Source organism: Arthrobacter sp. Bi26 (assembly GCF_918697925.1).
Lineage (GTDB): Bacteria > Actinomycetota > Actinomycetes > Actinomycetales > Micrococcaceae > Arthrobacter.
In genome coordinates this window covers 1-17,137 of the sequence record NZ_CAKKMF010000096.1, presented here as the reverse complement: position 1 = coordinate 17,137, position 17,137 = coordinate 1, and the positions used below count along the sequence as shown (strand labels likewise).

Here is a 17,137-nt window from a genome sequence, read left to right as displayed (position 1 = left end):
GTTGTGCCGCCACCTCCACCACCTCCGCCATCTCCTTGGCCCTCGGCGGGCCGGAGCGGGAGCGGACAGCCAGGCCGGCACAGAAAACCACCGCGGCACCGCCGATGATGGTGGTCCAGGTCAGGTCCTCGCCCAGTATGAGCCCGGCCCAGCAGATGCTCAGCACAGGCTGGACGAGCTGGATCTGGCTGACCTGCGCCATGGGGCCGATGGCCAGGCCGCGGTACCAGGCGAAGAAGCCGAAGAACATGCTCACGACCCCAAGATACGCGAAGGCCGCCCACTGCACAGGAGTGGCGGATGGCGGCTGCCCGGCCGTCGAGAAGGCCGCCATACCCACCATCAGGGGAGATGCGAGAACAAGTGCCCAGGAGACGGTCTGCCACGCGCCGAGTTCGCGGGCCAGCTTGCCACCTTCGGCGTAGCCGATCGCCGCTGACACGACGGCGCCGAAAAGCAACACGTCCGCCAGCTGCAGTTGTCCGATGCCGCCGGACTGCGCGGATGCGAAGCCGATTGCTGCCACCGCACCGACGCCGGTGATGGCCCAAAAAGTGATGGACGGGCGTTCGTGGCCGCGAAGGACTGCCATCGTCGCCGTCGCCGCCGGGAGTAGCGCGATGACGACCGCGCCGTGGCTGGCGGGAACGGAGACCAGGGCGAACGAGGTCAGCAGCGGGAAGCCGACCACCACTCCGCCGGCGACGACGGCGACGCGCGCCCACTGGGCGCCGCGGGGCGGACGCTGCCGGGTCAGGGCGAGCGCGCATGCGGCGAGGACAGCAGCGACAACGGCCCGGCCCGATCCGATGAACAACGGAGCCAGCCCGGCAACAGCCACGCGGGTGAACGGAACCGTGAAAGAGAAGGCCGCGACGCCGAGCAGTCCCCACCACAGCCCTATCGCCGGCCGGGCGGATAGCGGTTGATCAATTACGAGGGTAGCGCTACTATTGGCTCTCATGGACAACGATAGCACCTCGCGCATTGCGGCACGGCTGCGGGAGTGGATTGCAGATGCGGCGCCCGGCGCCCGGCTGCCCTCGACGCGGTCCTTGGTTGCCGAATACCAGGCCAGCCCCGTGACCGTGCAGAAGGTGCTCCGCATGCTCGCCGCGCAGGGCCTGATCGAGAGCCGTCCCGGCGTCGGGACCTTTGTGCGGGCCGTCCGGACAGCCCGCCCTGCGGACTACGGCTGGCAAACGTCCGCGCTGGGCTCGCCACAGACGCCGCTGCGCCCCGTCTCCACCGCAATGCGCAGCGCGCCGAATGATGTCATCGCCTTCCACTCGGGCTATCCGGAGCGGGAACTCCTGCCCGAGCGCCTGGTGCGGGCGGCCTTGACGCGCGCAGCCCGGGGTGAGGCGGCCCTGGCGCGTCCGCCCGCAGCGGGCCTGCCCGAACTGCAGTCGTGGTTCGCGCACGAACTCCGGGCCGCCACGCCGGCCGGCGTCACGCCGCCAACGCCGAGCGACGTGATCGTGCTCCCCGGCAGCCAGAGCGGGCTCAGTTCCGTGTTCCGGGCACTGGTTGGCAGCGGGCAGCCGCTGCTGGTGGAATCCCCGACATACTGGGGGGCTATCCTGGCTGCGGCGCAGGCCGGTGTCCGGGTTGTTCCGGTGCCCAGCGGCCCCGAAGGCCCGGACCCCCAGGATCTGGCCCGCGCCTTTGACGAGACCGGGGCGCGGGTGTTCTACGCGCAGCCGAACTACGCCAATCCCACCGGCGCGAAGTGGCCGGCCCCGGTGGGCGAGCAGGTCCTTGAGGTGGTGCGCGCTTATGGGGCGTTCCTGGTTGAGGACGACTGGGCGCATGATTTCGGCATCACCACCGTTGCCGCGCCCGTTGCCGCCCATGACGATTCCGGCCACGTTGTCTACCTTCGCTCGCTGACCAAGAGCGTGTCCCCGGGCATCCGCGTTGCCGCGGTGATCGCCCGCGGCCCGGCGCGCGACCGTATTCTGGCGGACCGCGGCGCCGAGTCGATGTACGTCAGCGGGGTCCTGCAGGCGGCCGCCCTCGACGTCGTGACGCAGCCGGCGTGGCAGACGCATCTGCGCGGGCTGCGGCACCAGCTCCTGGTCCGCCGGGACCTGCTGGTCAGCAGCCTGCGGGAGCATGCCCCCCAGGCACACGTTGAGCATGTGCCCACGGGCGGGCTGAACCTCTGGGCACGCCTGCCCGACGGGACCGACGTCGACCAGCTTGTCCGTGACTGCGAGGCTGCCGGGGTCATCATCGCCGCCGGCACCGAGTGGTTCCCGGCCGAGCCGGCGGGACCGTACATCCGGCTCAACTACGCCGGACCCAACCCGGGTGCCTTCCGGGAAGGCGCCCGGATCCTCGGCCAGGTCCTCGACCATACCGCCGGCAGGTAGGGCGGACCCCCGGTTGACTCGCAGTGGCTACCCTGGGGCCAGCAGTTCCTGGGGCTCCGCGATGGTCACCAATTCCTGCACGGCCGCGGCTAGCCCGGCATCGAGCGTCACAAACGCGTCTGCCTGAAGCCGGGTCAGGGCTACGTATTCGGCGTCGACGGTGTCCTCCCATCCAAGCTGCTCGGCGAGCCTCCACGCAGCGCGCTGCAGGACACGGTCGCCGAGGAGCCGGATGCGAAGGCCCCGCAGGTAGTCGAGCTGACGATCGGCGTCTGCCTGCGTCAGCTCGCCCCGCCGGACCGACTGGTACAGGAGCGAGAGCACCTGCGAGCGAAGGAGCGTCGGCGCCACCAGTTGGTGATCGTCTGCGATCGCCGCCCCGCCGCGGGCGAGAAAGAGGGCCACATCCGGGCCAATCACGAAGCGGGTCATCGTCACCTTCAGCCGGCGTTGCGGGGAACGAACATGATGACGGCGACCCCGAACAGGCAGATCACCGAACCCAGGACGTCCCACCGGTCGGGCCGGAAGCCGTCGAAGATCATGCCCCACGCCAGGGAGCCGGCCACGAACACGCCGCCGTACGCGGCGAGAATGCGTCCGAAGTGGGCGTCCGGCTGGAGTGTGGCGGCAAAGCCGTAGATGCCCAGCGCCGCGACGCCCAACCCGGCCCACCACCAGTCCCGTCCCTCGCGGACGGACTGCCAGATGAGCCACGCCCCGCCAATTTCAGCTGCGGCGGCCAGTATGAAGAGCATGATCGTTTTCGCTATGGTCACGTCTTCATGATGGCACTGGCCCGCGGCTTATCCATGCGGGTGCGCGCCGACGCGTCCGCCGAACCGTCATGCGGGGTCATCGCTTGCATCACCAGCCGCTCGGGCCTATAACTTTAAGGTTCAAGTAAACTTGGCCGGGAAGGCCGTGTAACTCGATGCCGTCTTGCCGGACGACTCCGACCTGGCCGCCGTCTGCACGTCTTGCCGAATACCTCCTGCCTGATACCTGTTGCCCAATATCTGAGGACCCCAGATGACCCTTGCGCCGGAAACCATTGCAAAGCCGAAGGCTGCCGCACCATCGGCATCCGTGCGCAGCCGCGTTTCCGTGCCGCTGCGCTTCCCGGACGGATTTGCCGCCGAAGCCGAGGTGCTGACCTTCAGCGGGCTCGCCGATGGGAAGGAGCACCTGCTGCTCGCCTTCGGCGAGTGGGAGCAGGCACTGCAGGACGCGATGCGGGGCGGTGCCGGACCCCTGGTGCGGCTGCACAGCGAGTGCCTCACCGGCGACGTGTTCGGGAGCCTGCGATGCGACTGCGGCCCGCAGCTGCGGGAGGCCGTGGAGCGGATTGCCGCCGAGGGAGGCTTCCTGCTCTACCTCCGCCAGGAAGGCCGCGGCATCGGCCTGTATTCGAAGCTTGACGCCTACGCCCTGCAGGACGGAGGCCTGGACACCTACGAGGCCAATCTGGCCCTGGGCCGCGGTGAAGACGAGCGGGACTACACGGCGGCGGCCCAGATGCTGGGCGCAATGGGCGCCGGCCCGCTGCGGCTGCTCAGCAACAATCCGGACAAGGCTGCCCAGCTGACCGGCCTCGGCATCGAGGTATCCGGGCAGGTAGCCACCGGCGTCCACGCGTCTGCGGCCAACCTCCGGTATCTGGCCGCAAAACGCGACCACACCGGCCACACGCTCGTGCTCCCGTCCGACGCCGGACCCGTCCACAGTGCGCGGGACGCCAACAGCGACGCCGCGGCTGCCGCCCGGGTCGGGGCTCCGGCAGCGGCGGCCGTCCCGTCCCATGACGAAATGATCGCCCGCGCCCAGGGGCTCGTAGCAGGCCTGCGCGAGCGGGCCGAAGAGACGGAGCGCCTTCGCCGCATTCCGGACGCCACGGTGGTTGAGTTGCATGCAGCCGAAATGTTTCACACACTCTCGCCGAAGGCCGTTGGGGGATTCGGCATGGGTCTGGAGACCTACGTGGAGGTGGTGCGCCGGCTCGCCCGGGGATGCGCCTCCACGGCATGGAGTGTCGGCCACCTGATAGAGCACGTCTGGATGCTCGCGCGGTGGCCCCGGGAGGCGCAGGATGAGGTCTTCGCCAACGGACCGGCTCCCTTGGCAGCCGCTACCGGTGCGCCGGCAGGTGTGGCCAAGAAGGTCCCGGGAGGCTTTGCCATCACGGGCCGGTGGACCTTTGCCTCCGGGGTCATGCATTCACAGTGGGCGCTGCTCGCCGCACAGCACGGCAGCGCGCGCTTGCAGTGCCTCGTGCCGCTGGCCGACGTCGAACTGCTCGACGTGTGGCAGACGGCGGGGCTGCGGGGGACCGGGAGCAACGACATCCGGGCCGAGAACCTGTTCGTCCCTGAACATCGAACGCTGGACTGGGAACTCCTGGGCGCGGAAGCCAACCCGGGCAGCGCGCTGCACCAGGACCCGCTGATCCACACGCCCATGGGCCCGCTGCTGAACATGGTGGCCCCGGCCGCCGCCTTGGGGTCCGCCGAGTACGCCCTGGAACTGTTCCGCGAGCTAATCATGGTGCGCAAGGTCAAGCACACTGTGGAGGACCGCCAGGCGGATTCACCGCTCGCGCAGGTCCGCTATGCCCAGGCCTCCGGGCTGGTTGCCACGGCGCGCCTGCATTGGCAGGAAGCGGTCCGGGTGGTCGCGGTTTCCCATGCCCGCACGCCCTCAATGCTGACGGAGAGGGAGCGCGGGGAATACCGGCTTTCCCTTGCGCTGAGCGGCGAGGCGTCGGCCGAGGCGGTCCGCCTCATCGTGACGGGATCCGGCGGGAGCGTCCACCGGCTGTCGAATCCGCTCCAAAGGATTCAGCGCGACGTCAATGTCTTGATGAACCATGCGGCGCTCACCAGGGATCCCGTCCTCGAGCAGGCGGGCCGGGGACTCCTGGGCCTGGGGTTCACGGTGCCCTCGTTCTGACTGGGCCCCCGCACAAAAGGCGGCGGACGTATGGAAACTTGAAGCTTCAATCAAATCGGGCTACGATATTTTCATGACTCAGACAGCCGACCGGCCTCCCGTACTCTTTCTCAGCCATGGAGCGCCCCCGCTGGCGGACGACTCCACCTGGACCCGCGAACTCAATGAGTGGTCCGGCACGTTCGGCAAGCCCAGGGACATCCTGATGGTCTCCGCCCACTGGGAGAATGCCCCCGTGACGCTCAGTGCCACCGGGCGTGATCCCGGGCTGGTCTACGACTTCGGCGGCTTCGCCCAGAAGTACTACGAGGTGGCCTATGACGCGCCGCAGGCGCCCGAGCTGGCCGCTGAAGTGGAAAAGCTCGTGGCCGCTCACGGCCATCACGTGGCGCGCGACGAAAGCCGCGGACTGGACCACGGAGCCTACGTTCCGCTGAAAGAGATGTACCCGGCAGCAGACGTGCCGGTGGTGCAGATGTCCATGCCGACGCTCGATCCGCAGGGATTGTTCGACCTCGGGGTCTCACTGGGGCCCCTGCGTGATCGGGGCACACTGATCGTCGGATCCGGATTCACCACGCACAACCTACGCTGGTTCAATCCCGCCGGCGGGCCGGACAGTGCCCCGCCCGCAGTCTCGAGCGAGTTCGACCACTGGGCAGAGGAAGCCATGGCCCGGGGCGACGTCGACTCCATCCTGGACTTCCTCAACAAGGCGCCGGCAGCCCGCGAAGCGCATCCCCGCAGCGAGCACTGGGCTCCGCTCTATGTTGCCCTCGGGGCCGCCTACGGCTCGGGAGACATCCAGGCCAAGACGGCGATCGACGGGTTCTGGTTCGGGCTGTCCAAACGCTCGTGGACCCTGACCTAACCGTGGGGCCGACGCGCGATCACCCGCGTCGCACAGCCCAGCAGTCGACCAACGCAACAGTCGCACAACGTAACACAGGGAATGACCCGCACCGGGGGCCGGTTGTGAACCCCAGTGCCGGTTCGCCCGCACGCCAGAGACCTGACACGAACAACACCCACGAATTCCAGGAGCGCAAAATGACGATTGCAGTAACAGGTGCCACGGGACAGCTGGGCCGGCTGGTCCTCGAGGAACTCCTCAGCAGCCAGGAACCGGGCTCGCTCGTGGCCGTGGTGCGCGACGCCGCGAAGGCCGAGCAGCTCCGTGCCCGTGGCGTCCAGGTGCGCGTGGCGGACTATTCCGATCCGGCGGCGCTCACGGAAGCCCTTAAGGGCGTCGACAGACTCCTGCTGGTCTCCGGCAGCGAAGTTGGCGCCCGCGTGGCGCAGCACGGCAACGTGGTCAGCGCGGCCAAAGCCGCAGGCGTCGGGTTCATCGCCTACACGTCAGTCCTCGCCGCGGACACCACCGAGCTGATCCTGGCGCCCGAGCACAAGGCAACAGAGGAGCTGATCCGCGCGTCGGGTCTCGACAACACGATCTTGCGCAACGGCTGGTACACCGAAAACTATGCCCAGACCGTGGCCACGGCCAGGCAGACTGGCGTCGTCGTGGCCGCGGCCGGGGACGGCCGGGTGGCCAGCGCCACGAGGGCCGACTATGCCGCTGCCGCCGCGGCGGTGCTCAGCTCCACCGGACACGAGGGCCGCACGTACGAGCTCTCCGGCGACTACGCCTGGGACTTCAAGGAACTGGCGACGGCGATCACCAAGATCGCGGGCCGGGAAGTTGTCTACCAGCCAGTCTCGGCACCCGAGCTGGTTGAGGTCCTGACCACTGCCGGCCTCGACGCGGGCACTGCAGGTTTCCTCGCCGCCCTAGACACGGACACCAAGGCCGGTCTGCTGGCTACCGTCACGGGCGAGTTGTCCGGGCTGATCGGACGGCCGACGACGCCGCTGCTGCAGGCCTTGGAGGCCGCCACCGCGAGCTAACGCCTTCGCCGAATTGCCGGCAATGGGCATAATGAAGGCGTGGATCCTCTGCACGGCCGGGGCATAGACGGCCAGTTGCTGCGGGCCTCGACTGATGGGTTCCGTGGAACCGCCAGCTGATTTCGGGCAGGCCGGTGGCGGGGCGTGGACGGACGGCCCGCTGGTCCTCGGCGTGCCGTGGGAATTCGAAGAGCGGCTGGTACGGGCCGCCGCGGGGATCGCCGCGATCATGGGGGCGCACCTGATCTGCGCGTTCGTGGACCCGGCCAGCTATCTCACGGAGTGGGAGCCTGCCGGATTCCTTGACGGCACTTCCCTGGATCCTGTCCACAATCTGGAAGCCGAATTCCCCGCCTCGCAGCTGCTCAGCGGCCTCGAGGGCATTCTCGGACCGCCGGGCGGGGCATGGTCCTTCAGGGTGCTCAACGGGGACGTCGCCCAGGCCCTGGGCCGGCTGGCGGAGAGCACGGATGCAGCCGCGCTGATAATCGGCGGACAACGGCCCGGGCGGATGGCCCGGATGGGCCGGCTGCTGGAGGGCTCGGTCAGCGTGTCCCTGACACGTCTGCAGGCCAGGCCCGTGCTGATCATTCCGCACTTGGGGCCGTAATCCGCGCCAGGCCATGCCGCCCGCAAACACAGGTGCGGCGCTCACGCCGTCGTGCACGGCACGGCGGGATTCATCCGCTCTGGGTGACGGCACCAGACCCCGGCCGTCCTAGCGTTGGGTTATCGCCGGTGGAGGCCGCCCAGGCTGTCCCTTACAGCGGAACTGCACCGGTTGCAACGCCAGCGAATCGAAGTGAGTGATGTCGGACCCGCACAAACCAGCAGCCGTCACGGCAGAAGCGCGGGCGCTCTTCATTGGCAGCGCCGCCTTTATCGTCCTGGGCGGCATCGCGCTTCTGCTCATCGGGCGGGAACCGGTGTCGTTGTCCGGACGAGGTTCGGCCGGTGACATTGCGGCGATCGGCACGGCAGTTCTGGGTGCCGGGGCAGTAGTGGCCGGTTGCCTGCAGCGTCGTCCGGCTGTGACACCGGAGGCCCGCGGGGGAGGCCGGATCCGCACGGCCATCGACATCGCCGCCCTTGCGCTGGCGCACGCATGCATCTTCCTGCTCGGCTGGCTGGCGCTCTTTTCGCTTTTCCAGCAGGCGTTCATCGGTGCAGTCGTCTACCCCTTTGCGGCCGCCGTCCTCGTAGGGACCACAGGAGCCATCAGCGCCTACATCGCCTACCTGTCCGCGCTCAGCATGACCGCCTACCGACTCGCCGCCCTCCTCGCCGGCTTCCTGGTCACCGGCCTGCTCACGAGCATGCTCACTGCAGAGAACCCGCTGTGGTGGCAGGAGAACCTCAGTGCCCTCGGCATGAGCTCCGGCGTCTCCGGGGTGGCGTTCAACTTCACCCTGATCGTCGCCGGCGTCGTGATCTCCACCCTGGCGGGCTACGCGACGGCGACTCTCGCGGCGACCGCGAAGACCCCGTCCGCGCTGCACCGGGTGAGGCTGCTCGAGGGCGGGATCGCCCTCATCGGCGTTTTCCTCGCATGCGTGGGATTGTTCCCGGTCGATGAGCGCTTCGGGCTCCACACCCTGGTCGCTTCCGGCATGGTGGTGGTCTTTGCGTCCCTCATTGTCCGCATCCGCACGCTCGTGCCCTCCATCTCGGCGACCTTCGCTGCGCTCGGGTGGCTCTTCCTGGCGGTCATCATCGTCGCCGCGGTGCTGTGGTTCCCGGTGGGCTATTACAACCTGACCGCGGTGGAACTCATCGCCGCGTCGCTGATCTTCGCCTGGCTCATCATCCTGATCCGCAACCTCGCAGCCGTCGACGCCGACCAGTTCGAGGCGAACCTGCCGGCCCGGCCGCTGTCATCGCCGGCCGACCCTGCAGACCGGCCAGTTTCCGCAACAGACAGCGCAGCGACAGAACCCTGAGCGCCGCCGGACATGGGGGTGGTCTACGAGTGCGTAGGTTCTTCGACCAGCGCGGTGGCGATGCTGTCGGCGTCGTCGAGCGCGGCAAGGTAGCGTTCGGCGTCGAGGGCCGCGGCGCAACCGGTCCCGGCGGCGGTAATGGCCTGCCGGTAGCGGTGGTCCACGGCGTCCCCGCAGGCGAAGACGCCGGAAAGGTTCGTGACCGTGGTGGGGGAGTCCACCTTGATGTAGCCTTCGGCGTCGAGGTCCACCTGGCCGCCGAGCAGTTCGGTCCGCGGGAGGTGGCCGATCGCGACGAAGATTCCGGTGGCGCCCTGATCGCGGGTTTCACCGGTGCGGGTGTCGGTCAGGGTGACGCCGGTGACCTTGGAATCCCCGTGGATGGCGGTGACGGCGGAGTTCCACGCGAAGCTGATCTTGGGGTTGTCTTTGGCGCGCTGGGCCATGATCCGGGACGCACGTAGCTCGCCCTTGCGGACCACCACTGTCACTGACTTGCCGAAGCGGGTCAGGAACGTCGCTTCCTCCATGGCCGAGTCTCCGCCGCCCACCACGATGATGTCCTGGTCGCGGAAGAAGAAGCCGTCGCAGGTGGCGCACCAGGAGAGTCCGTGGCCGCTGAACTTCCTCTCCTCGGGCAGGCCGAGTTCCTTGTAGGCGGAGCCGGTAGCAAGGATGACGGCGGGCGCTTCGTGCGTCTCGCCGGCTCCGGTGACCACACGCTTGAGATGGCCGGCGAGCCGGACTTCGGTGACGTCATCGAACACCACCTGCGCGCCGAACTTCTCTGCCTGCTGCTGGAGGCCGTCCATCAGTTCCGGGCCCTGGATGCCGCCCGGGAAGCCGGGGAAGTTCTCCACCTCGGTGGTGTTCATGAGGGCTCCGCCGGCGGTGACCGCCCCGGCGATGACCAGCGGATCGAGGCCGGCGCGTGCGGCGTAGATTGCCGCAGTGTAGCCGGCAGGGCCGGATCCGATAATGATCAGCTGTTGGGTGCTCATTCGGGTGTCTCCTGACGGAGCTGAACTGGCGGGGAACTAGGGATATTGAACGCCGGATTGCCGGGGGCCAGCGCGCCGAGCAGGGCGGGCAGGACGGCGGCGCTGCCTCTTACGCTAATGCCCTCCGATGTGCGGGAGACCATGTGGCGTTCATCGTGGCACACGGTCCCAGTGCCGGCCATCACCCCTTTCGGGTGACCCGGAGACCACCGCGGGAAGGCGCTGTTGCGCGGCACGGCTACAGGGAGCGGCCAAGCGGCGCAGCCGTACTGCGCGGCTAAGCGGAGACCAGAGTCTGTGTCAGGATCGTGCCGCCAACGCCGGCAAGGACGGCTCCCGAACTCCCGACGACGATCCGGCCGGTTCGGGGCTTGGCCAGGAGGCCGGTCACTTTCTTGAGCGCGCTGAGCAGCAGCACATACCAGGCCAACGCGATCAGTAGGAAAATGCCCGCCATTAAGGCGTGCTGGGCGAGGGGCGGCAACGGGCCCAGATTGAATTGCGGGAACAGCGATAAGTAGAAGACGGCGACTTTCGGGTTGAGCAGGTTGCTCACCATTCCCTGCACGAACGGCGAATTCCCACCGTGCTGGCGCCCGGTCGCCGGTGCCGCGGGCAGGCTGTTTTTCATGGGATTTCTGGCGAACGCCTCCGCGAGCGCCCGGGCACCAAGATAGAGCAGGTATGCGGCCCCGGCGATCCGGATTCCGGTCCCAATAGCCTCCGATGCCCCCAGCAGCGCCGTTACGCCGAGCACCGCCAGCGCTGCAAGAATCGTGTTGCCCATCATAATTCCGGCGGCGGCAGTTGCTGCTGCCCGCGGGCTCCGGGCCGCATTCCTGAGGACGAGCGCAAAGTCGGGGCCGGGCACCAGGACCACCACCAGGCAGGTCAGCACAAAGGCCGTTAGCTGTTCGACCATCTTGGATTGCCTCCGGGGAGTCGGGCTCTTCAGCGGGACGTGAAAAAACTGCCCCGCAAAGCCCGGGCAGCCTCCTACGTTAGGCCATCCTGGCGTGTGGCCCGCTATCCTCACTGGCTAATTCGGACCGTGGGGGCCGAAACCTCACCCGCCGGGAATGATTCGGACGTAGTTCGTGGCAGCTAGCGTGGCATCAACATCGCACTACGGTGGGCTCTGGCGGGATGTGTTCCGGGAGAGCCATGCTCCTGCGTGCGCTTGACCGGTCCTACGCCAGAGGAGGCGGCATGTCCGGCTGTGAAAAGACCCGGGACGCGGCGAACCGCGGGGATGGCCAACCATGAACTCTCCCAACGACGCCGGGACTAATCACGCCGGGAACGAGCCAGTGCAGTTCAACCAGAAACTCGCGCTGCTGCTGGCGATGGCCATGTTCGTGCTGGTTGTCGACACGTCGATCATGAACGTCTCGATCTCCGCTGTGGTCAATGACATCAACAGCACCGTCAGTGACCTTCAGGCGACCATCGCCATCGAAGCGCTGGTGTCCGCCGCGTTTATCCTGATCGGCGGCAAAGTGGGCGACCTGATCGGACGCAAACGCGCCTATGTCCTGGGCCTCTGCGGCTATGCCGTCGGCGCCATTGCGATGACCCTGGCCCAGAGCATTGTGCCAATCCTTATTTTCTGGGCCTTGATCGGTGGCCTGGGCGCATCGCTCCTGCTTCCGGCCATGCAGTCCCTCATCCACGGAAATTTCGACGGTGAGGCCCGGAAGCGGGTCTATGCCCTCGTCGGGGCGTCGGCGGCGATCGCCGCCGCCGTCGGGCCCCTGCTGGGCGGCTTCATCACCACGTTCTTGTCCTGGCGCGTCGCCTTCCTGCTGGAGGCCGTCGTCATCGCGGTCATCCTGTCCGGAATTAAGCTCGTCAAGGACGTGCCGTACACGGGGCCCCGGGAGTTCGACGTCGTCGGATCGGTCCTGTCCGTCGTGGGCATGGGCGGCGTCGTCCTCGGCATCCTGGTCTGGCAGGAAGGCGGCGAGGCGGTGGGCGCCCTCATCATTATCGGCGCGGCCGGCCTGGTCAGTCTGTTCTACTGGCTCGTGCGGCGTGAGCGCCTTCATAAGCCGACGCTGCTGGACCCGGGACTGTTCCGGTTACATGCCTTCCGGTTGGGCGCCACGCAGCAAATGCTCCAGCAGATTGCCCTCGGCGGCACCATGATCGTGTTGCCGATTTACCTCCAGATGGTGCTCGAATACAACGCGATGCAGGCAGGACTGTCCATTGCGCCGCTGTCCCTGAGTATGTTCGGCATCGCCCTGCTGGCCGGCAAGAGGGCGGGGGCGCGCCGTCCGGCAAGCATCATCAGGTGGGGCTTCATCCTCCTGATGGCGGGACTGATCGCGGTACTGCCGGTCGTGCCCCGCGCGGACTCCGGCTGGTGGCTCCTGATCCCGCTGGTGATTGCCGGTTGCGGCCTCGGGCTGCTGGTGTCTCAGCTGAACAACTACACTTTGTCCCCAATCTCGGACGAACGCGTCAGTGAGGCCGCCGGCGTGAATTCAGCCGCAGGCTCGTTCGGACTCTCGTTCGGGCTCGCCTTCGCCGGGGCCATCATGCTGGCATCGCTCTCGATCATCTTCACTTCCCTGGCGACCTCGAGCACGGTACTCCCACCGGCCGAACAGCAGCAGGTCGCCCAGGTACTCGAAGACGACGCGCAGGTGATGAGCAACACCCAGCTTGCTGAACTCCTCGCCGGTCAGCCGCCAGAGATCCAGGCCGAAATCATTCGCATCAACACGGAAGCCCGGCCTATTTCCCTCCAGATCGGGTTGCTCATCCCGATCCTCGCCAGTGCCGCCGGCCTCCTGGTCTCCTTCCGTATGATGCGGCTTCCCGATCCCAAGCCCGCCGGTACCGAAGGGGGGACGGTCCTGGGTTGAGCCCACGATTGAACCCTGGTGACTGCCGCGGCCAGGGTCCCATCTGGCTGGCATCTCCGGTCAGAGCTGGAGCACGCTGTAGACGGCGAGGCAAAGCCCGATCGCGAGTGCAGCGATCGCTGCGATCCTGCGGCCGTTGCGTTGAAGCCAGTTATAGAGGGCGGTCAAAGGAATTTGGGCGCGCGCGGGCGAGTGCAGCCATACAGCCACGGGAATGATGACGGCTGACTGTGCCACGGCGGCGTAAGCGAGGACTAGCAGGCTTCCTTGCAGCGGCGGCGGCTCCTGGACTCCAATCACGGCCCCGGCCGTGACGGCCAGCAGGATAGCTTTGGGGCGCAGGTTCAGACCCAGGCCGAGGATCACGAACTCCCAGGGCCGGGCGGAGCGGAACTTCGATGTCATTTTGCTGGGCACGGCGCTCTCCGGCCGGCCCTTGCGCACTAGGAGGTACGCACCGTACACGATCAGAATTGCACCGATCACAAGGGCAAACTGCGCCACTAATTCGTCATTACGCAGGCGCGGCCTGACGGGCAAGAATTGCAGCCCGACGGCCGACAGGCCTACGACCACAATCGAACCCGCAAGGCTGCCGATCAGGAAGGGAAGGGCGCCGCGGCGTGGATTTGGGGAAAGCAGAATCACGAGCGTCACACTGACAGGCACGGTGCTCATCGCCCCGGCGAGGGCGAAGAGCAAAAGGCTAATGATGGTGCTCAGCATGCTGCTCTCACCTGCCCCGGGCAGCACCCTGACGGCACGTTATGCCTTCGGCGCACTGCCGGTGTCCGGACGAGCTGGTTTCGGCCGTCCGCGGCGGACACGGCGGGCGCGGACGGCCGAAACCGGCCCGCCCGGCCTCGGCCGTCCGCGGCGAGCGCGGATTGCGTCGTCCTCGTCCTTGATGAGCTGCTTGAGGTCCGTCTGGTCGCCGGTCAACGGCCGCCACCATGAGAGCGAGGGGTCCGAATCGATCAAGATGGTCCGAAACAAAAGTGTCAGGGGGACGGCGAGGATGGCGCCGACAGGGCCCAGGACCACGGCCCAGAAGAGGACGGAGGCGAATGTCAGTGTCTCGCTGAGGGACACCGCGTTGCCCACGTATCTGGGTTGGATTATCGACTGGATGATGCTGTTGATCCCGCCATAGATGATGATGATGGTGATGACGGTCGGCCAGCCCCCGGTGAGGAATCCAAAGAACAGCGGCGGGATGATCGCAATGAAATACCCAATGTTGGGGATAAAGCTGCAGATGAAGGACAGCAACCCCCAAAGCAGGGCGCCGGGGACTTGCAAGATGACCAGAAGCAGCCAGTTGAACAGGCCCTGGGCTATTCCGAGAACTGTGGTGGCGACCATATAGCGGCGCACGGCGGTTCCGAAGCCATTGAGCGCTGTGACTAGAGCCGGCCGGTGGTAGTTCAGATGGATCAGGAGCGCCGGTGTACGCGAACCATCAATCGCCATAAGAATGAGCATCGTCAGAATGATCACGAGGGTGGTCAACAGGCTCGCCATGTTCCCGAGAAGACCGCCGAGGAACCCGATGATGCGGCCGGGCGTAAACCCGTTCAGAACTTCCTGGGCTTGCTCCGGGCCGAAACCAACAGACTCCAGCAGTGCGGAGATCCTGGCGCCGAGTTGGGCCAACTCGGGAGCGTATTGCGGCAGCAGCGCGGAGAACTGCGCGAGTGAGGCAATCAGGACGGCGGCGAAGGCGGTCAACAGCCCGAAGACAGCCGCGATCGTGGTCCCGGTTGCTATGCCCCGGGAAATACCACGTCCTTGCATCCAGCGGCGCAGAGGATGAACACAGAGCGTGAGTACGAAGGCCAGAAAGACCGGGGTGAATATTCCCTGGATCGCTCCGAGGCCGAAGGCTGCAATCGTCGCGCCAGCAAGGGCGAGCAGGATTACCAGAGTGCGGGGGAGGGCCGGACGTGGATCAGATTCCGTTGATGCCGGCTCCATTGAGCCCTCCTTGGTTCAGCTTGGCTCCACCTTATAGGCGGGGAGACGAGCTGAGTAGTGAGTCCATTGTGGCTTGCTCCCCGACGATTAGGGACCCCAATCTGAGTCAGACGACTACTTTGCTCTTGATCCGCTCGAATTCCTCGGCAGTGATGGTTCCTGCGTCCAAGAGCGCCTTGGCTTTGGCGATCTCCTCAGTCGGGCTCGCTGCGGCGACCTGGCGAATATACGCATCGGTTTCAGCCTGGCTCTTGCGGGCCTGGGCCATTGACCGCTCCGCCATCCCCTTGCCGCGCGCAATCATGTACACCAGAACGGACAGGAGGGGTACAAAAACCAGGAAGAGGATCCAGACGGCCTTCCACCAGCCGCTGAGTTCGTGGTCACGAAAGAGGTCGCCGATGACCATGAACAACGCCCATAGGAAGGCGAAGAACGCATAGAAGATGAACAGCCACCAGAAAATTTCCCAAAAGTTCTCGAAGAAATCCATTTGGCTTCCCTACTTTCATTTGGCGAACCTTGTTTGTGGACGGGGCTCTGGGCGGGATGAGTTCACATGTCCAGGTTCCGGGCGGGCGACCTAGCACTTGACATCATTTGAGAGGTCGCTGACGGCGGCCTGCACGTTTGCGGCTTCGTCCCGCAGGGAGTTGACTGCCTGGGACAGTGTCGCGGTGTCGGGAACGGCGTTGACTGCGGCAGTGAACTTCTGTTGTGCAGTCTTGACGGCATCCACCCGGTCCTTGGCCGCGTCACCGGCTGACTGGACCAGATCGTCATAGGTTTTCCGGACCTGGTCACGTGCCGACTGGATCTGCTCCACCGTGGCGCCAGGCCTGAGGGTGTCCTTGAAATTCGTCAGCGATGCGGAGAACGCATCGGCGGCAGCGCAAACCGGTGAAACGCTTGGCGTCTGGCTGGTGGCGGGGCTGGTGCTCGGGCTTGTGGTGCTGCAGCCGGCGAGTAACCCAATTGCTGCCCCAAGCGCCATCATTCGCGCGAGGACTGGTTGTGGTCTCGACATTGGAGGCCCCTCTCCATAGGCTTTCGCCTGGCAGCCAATCACTGGCAGGTACAACCAGTGTTGGCTTGGGGCCACGCAGGCGCCTCACCCGCCGGGGGTGATCCTTGGACGCTGCGCTCCTTGTCCGGTGTGCCGCTGACCAGCGCAGACACGACGCGGGAGCCGACTTTGCGTTGTCTGAGACCGCATTGCTGCCATCACGCCGGCCGAATCACCCCGGGGTGATGATGTGCGGGCTCCGCCCCTGTGATGGACTGCTGTCCAGAACAGAGGGAGGATGCCATGTGCCGTTGGCTAGCGTATTCGGGTTCGCCAGTGCTACTGGAGGAGTTGTTGTACAAACCCACCAACTCGCTCGTGATGCAGAGCAAACATGCTCGAATGGGCGTCGAAACCACTAACGGGGACGGCTTCGGTGTGGGCTGGTATGGAATCGCGCCGTACCCCGGGCTGTTCCACAGCACGGAGCCGGCCTGGCATGACCGCAACCTCCGCGAGCTGTCCGCCCAGGCGTCGGCCGGCCGCGTCTTCGCGCACATCCGTGCCTCGACCGGCTCGGCCGTCCAACAGACCAACTGCCACCCATTCCGCCACGGCCGGTGGCTGTGGATGCACAACGGACTCATCAGGGATTTCGCGACCGTCAAGCGCGACTTGGTCATGGCCGTTGATCCAACGCTCTTTCCGCTGATCGAGGGAGCCACGGACTCAGAGCTCTTCTTCTTCCTCGCGCTGACCTTCGGACTGGAGCAGGACCCGCGAACGGCTGTGGCGGCCGCGGTTGGACTGATTGAAGACGTCGGCCGGCGCCACGGCATCGAGCAGCCGATCCAGATGACCGTGGCCACTACCGACGGCGACACCACCTGGGCGTTCCGCTACTCGAGTGAAAGGCAGTCCCGGTCGCTGTTCCACAGCACCGACGTCGCAACCCTTCGCGCGCAGTACCCGGACAACCCGTTGCTTCATGAGCTCTCGGACGACGCGCGCCTGGTCGTCTCCGAACCCCTGGGGGATCTCCGCGGGGCGTGGCGGGAAGTGCCGGAGGCTACCTGCGTGGTGGTGCACGGCGGCGGGGAGGACC

Annotated in this window: 17 protein-coding genes; 8 read left to right on the top strand and 9 right to left on the bottom strand. The window is 66.6% G+C overall.

The window, feature by feature from the left end:
* Window positions 1-964, bottom strand: a 964-nt coding sequence (locus LQV16_RS19715) for a DMT family transporter (RefSeq protein WP_229995570.1), incomplete at its 3' end; no start/stop codon positions are given.
* Here LQV16_RS19715 and LQV16_RS19710 point away from each other — a divergent pair.
* Complete coding sequence (locus tag LQV16_RS19710) at window positions 963-2,378, top strand: PLP-dependent aminotransferase family protein (protein ID WP_229995569.1); 1,416 nt, start codon at window positions 963-965, stop codon at window positions 2,376-2,378. The genes LQV16_RS19715 and LQV16_RS19710 overlap by 2 nt on opposite strands.
* A 27-nt stretch (window positions 2,379-2,405) precedes the next feature.
* On the opposite strand, the gene LQV16_RS19705 is transcribed toward LQV16_RS19710, so the two are convergent.
* Both LQV16_RS19705 and LQV16_RS19700 read right to left on the bottom strand, forming a co-directional pair.
* On the bottom strand, window positions 2,406-2,810 hold the full coding sequence (locus LQV16_RS19705) for a type II toxin-antitoxin system VapC family toxin (protein ID WP_229995568.1): 405 nt from the start codon (window positions 2,808-2,810) through the stop codon (window positions 2,406-2,408).
* An 8-nt stretch (window positions 2,811-2,818) separates the two neighbouring features.
* Entirely contained in the window at window positions 2,819-3,157 is a 339-nt protein-coding gene (locus LQV16_RS19700; protein ID WP_229995567.1) for a YnfA family protein, read from the bottom strand.
* A 253-nt stretch (window positions 3,158-3,410) separates the two neighbouring features.
* On the opposite strand from LQV16_RS19700, the gene ribA reads away from it, so the two are divergent.
* The 5 genes from ribA (at window position 3,411) to LQV16_RS19670 (ending at window position 9,175) form a co-directional block, all read left to right on the top strand.
* Entirely contained in the window at window positions 3,411-5,327 is a 1,917-nt protein-coding gene (gene ribA, locus LQV16_RS23605) for a GTP cyclohydrolase II RibA (protein ID WP_290369403.1), read from the top strand.
* A gap of 73 nt (window positions 5,328-5,400) precedes the next feature.
* The gene (locus tag LQV16_RS19685; protein WP_229995566.1) at window positions 5,401-6,198 is read left to right on the top strand and encodes a class III extradiol ring-cleavage dioxygenase; all 798 of its coding nucleotides are present in this window, start codon (window positions 5,401-5,403) and stop codon (window positions 6,196-6,198) included.
* A 179-nt stretch (window positions 6,199-6,377) separates the two neighbouring features.
* Complete coding sequence (locus LQV16_RS19680) at window positions 6,378-7,235, top strand: SDR family oxidoreductase (RefSeq protein ID WP_229995565.1); 858 nt, start codon at window positions 6,378-6,380, stop codon at window positions 7,233-7,235.
* A 103-nt stretch (window positions 7,236-7,338) separates the two neighbouring features.
* A complete protein-coding gene (locus tag LQV16_RS19675) occupies window positions 7,339-7,845 on the top strand; it encodes a universal stress protein (protein WP_229995564.1) in 507 nt (168 codons plus the stop codon).
* 199 nt (window positions 7,846-8,044) lie between these two features.
* Complete coding sequence (locus LQV16_RS19670) at window positions 8,045-9,175, top strand: hypothetical protein (protein WP_229995563.1); 1,131 nt, start codon at window positions 8,045-8,047, stop codon at window positions 9,173-9,175.
* A 23-nt stretch (window positions 9,176-9,198) separates the two neighbouring features.
* Here the strand turns inward: LQV16_RS19670 and trxB are convergent, their stop codons facing one another.
* Both trxB and LQV16_RS19660 read right to left on the bottom strand, forming a co-directional pair.
* A complete protein-coding gene (gene trxB, locus LQV16_RS19665) occupies window positions 9,199-10,176 on the bottom strand; it encodes a thioredoxin-disulfide reductase (RefSeq protein ID WP_229995562.1) in 978 nt (325 codons plus the stop codon).
* 277 nt (window positions 10,177-10,453) lie between these two features.
* Complete coding sequence (locus tag LQV16_RS19660) at window positions 10,454-11,098, bottom strand: LysE family translocator (protein ID WP_229995561.1); 645 nt, start codon at window positions 11,096-11,098, stop codon at window positions 10,454-10,456.
* Between the two features lie 340 nt (window positions 11,099-11,438).
* Here LQV16_RS19660 and LQV16_RS19655 point away from each other — a divergent pair, with 340 nt between their 5' ends.
* Entirely contained in the window at window positions 11,439-13,049 is a 1,611-nt protein-coding gene (locus tag LQV16_RS19655) for an MFS transporter (RefSeq protein ID WP_229995560.1), read from the top strand.
* Window positions 13,050-13,109: 60 nt separating this feature from the next.
* Here LQV16_RS19655 and LQV16_RS19650 read toward each other — a convergent pair whose 3' ends face one another.
* The 4 genes from LQV16_RS19650 to LQV16_RS19635 all read right to left on the bottom strand — a co-directional run bounded on the left by LQV16_RS19650 (window position 13,110) and on the right by LQV16_RS19635 (window position 16,053).
* Complete coding sequence (locus LQV16_RS19650; protein WP_229995559.1) at window positions 13,110-13,775, bottom strand: GAP family protein; 666 nt, start codon at window positions 13,773-13,775, stop codon at window positions 13,110-13,112.
* A gap of 39 nt (window positions 13,776-13,814) precedes the next feature.
* On the bottom strand, window positions 13,815-15,026 hold the full coding sequence (locus LQV16_RS19645) for an AI-2E family transporter (protein ID WP_229995558.1): 1,212 nt from the start codon (window positions 15,024-15,026) through the stop codon (window positions 13,815-13,817).
* Window positions 15,027-15,132: 106 nt separating this feature from the next.
* Window positions 15,133-15,519, bottom strand: coding sequence for an SHOCT domain-containing protein (locus tag LQV16_RS19640; RefSeq protein WP_229995557.1), 387 nt, complete (start codon window positions 15,517-15,519; stop codon window positions 15,133-15,135).
* Window positions 15,520-15,609: 90 nt separating this feature from the next.
* A complete protein-coding gene (locus LQV16_RS19635; protein WP_229995556.1) occupies window positions 15,610-16,053 on the bottom strand; it encodes a hypothetical protein in 444 nt (147 codons plus the stop codon).
* A 282-nt stretch (window positions 16,054-16,335) separates the two neighbouring features.
* Between LQV16_RS19635 and LQV16_RS19630 the strand changes: the two genes are divergently transcribed.
* Window positions 16,336-17,137, top strand: an 802-nt coding sequence (locus LQV16_RS19630; protein WP_229995555.1) for a class II glutamine amidotransferase, incomplete at its 3' end; no start/stop codon positions are given.

Excerpts from the sequence above, each read along its gene's own strand:
- trxB (WP_229995562.1), bottom strand. The coding sequence starts at position 10,176 with ATGAGCACCCAACAGCTGATCATTATCGGATCCGGCCCTGCCGGCTAC.
- LQV16_RS19670 (WP_229995563.1), top strand. The coding sequence starts at position 8,045 with ATGTCGGACCCGCACAAACCAGCAGCCGTCACGGCAGAAGCGCGGGCG.
- LQV16_RS19710 (WP_229995569.1), top strand. The coding sequence starts at position 963 with ATGGACAACGATAGCACCTCGCGCATTGCGGCACGGCTGCGGGAGTGG.
- LQV16_RS19680 (WP_229995565.1), top strand. The coding sequence starts at position 6,378 with ATGACGATTGCAGTAACAGGTGCCACGGGACAGCTGGGCCGGCTGGTC.
- LQV16_RS19705 (WP_229995568.1), bottom strand. The coding sequence starts at position 2,810 with ATGACCCGCTTCGTGATTGGCCCGGATGTGGCCCTCTTTCTCGCCCGC.
- LQV16_RS19660 (WP_229995561.1), bottom strand. The coding sequence starts at position 11,098 with ATGGTCGAACAGCTAACGGCCTTTGTGCTGACCTGCCTGGTGGTGGTC.
- LQV16_RS19650 (WP_229995559.1), bottom strand. The coding sequence starts at position 13,775 with ATGCTGAGCACCATCATTAGCCTTTTGCTCTTCGCCCTCGCCGGGGCG.
- ribA (WP_290369403.1), top strand. The coding sequence starts at position 3,411 with ATGACCCTTGCGCCGGAAACCATTGCAAAGCCGAAGGCTGCCGCACCA.
- LQV16_RS19645 (WP_229995558.1), bottom strand. The coding sequence starts at position 15,026 with ATGGAGCCGGCATCAACGGAATCTGATCCACGTCCGGCCCTCCCCCGC.
- LQV16_RS19685 (WP_229995566.1), top strand. The coding sequence starts at position 5,401 with ATGACTCAGACAGCCGACCGGCCTCCCGTACTCTTTCTCAGCCATGGA.
- LQV16_RS19655 (WP_229995560.1), top strand. The coding sequence starts at position 11,439 with ATGAACTCTCCCAACGACGCCGGGACTAATCACGCCGGGAACGAGCCA.
- LQV16_RS19640 (WP_229995557.1), bottom strand. The coding sequence starts at position 15,519 with ATGGATTTCTTCGAGAACTTTTGGGAAATTTTCTGGTGGCTGTTCATC.
- LQV16_RS19635 (WP_229995556.1), bottom strand. The coding sequence starts at position 16,053 with ATGTCGAGACCACAACCAGTCCTCGCGCGAATGATGGCGCTTGGGGCA.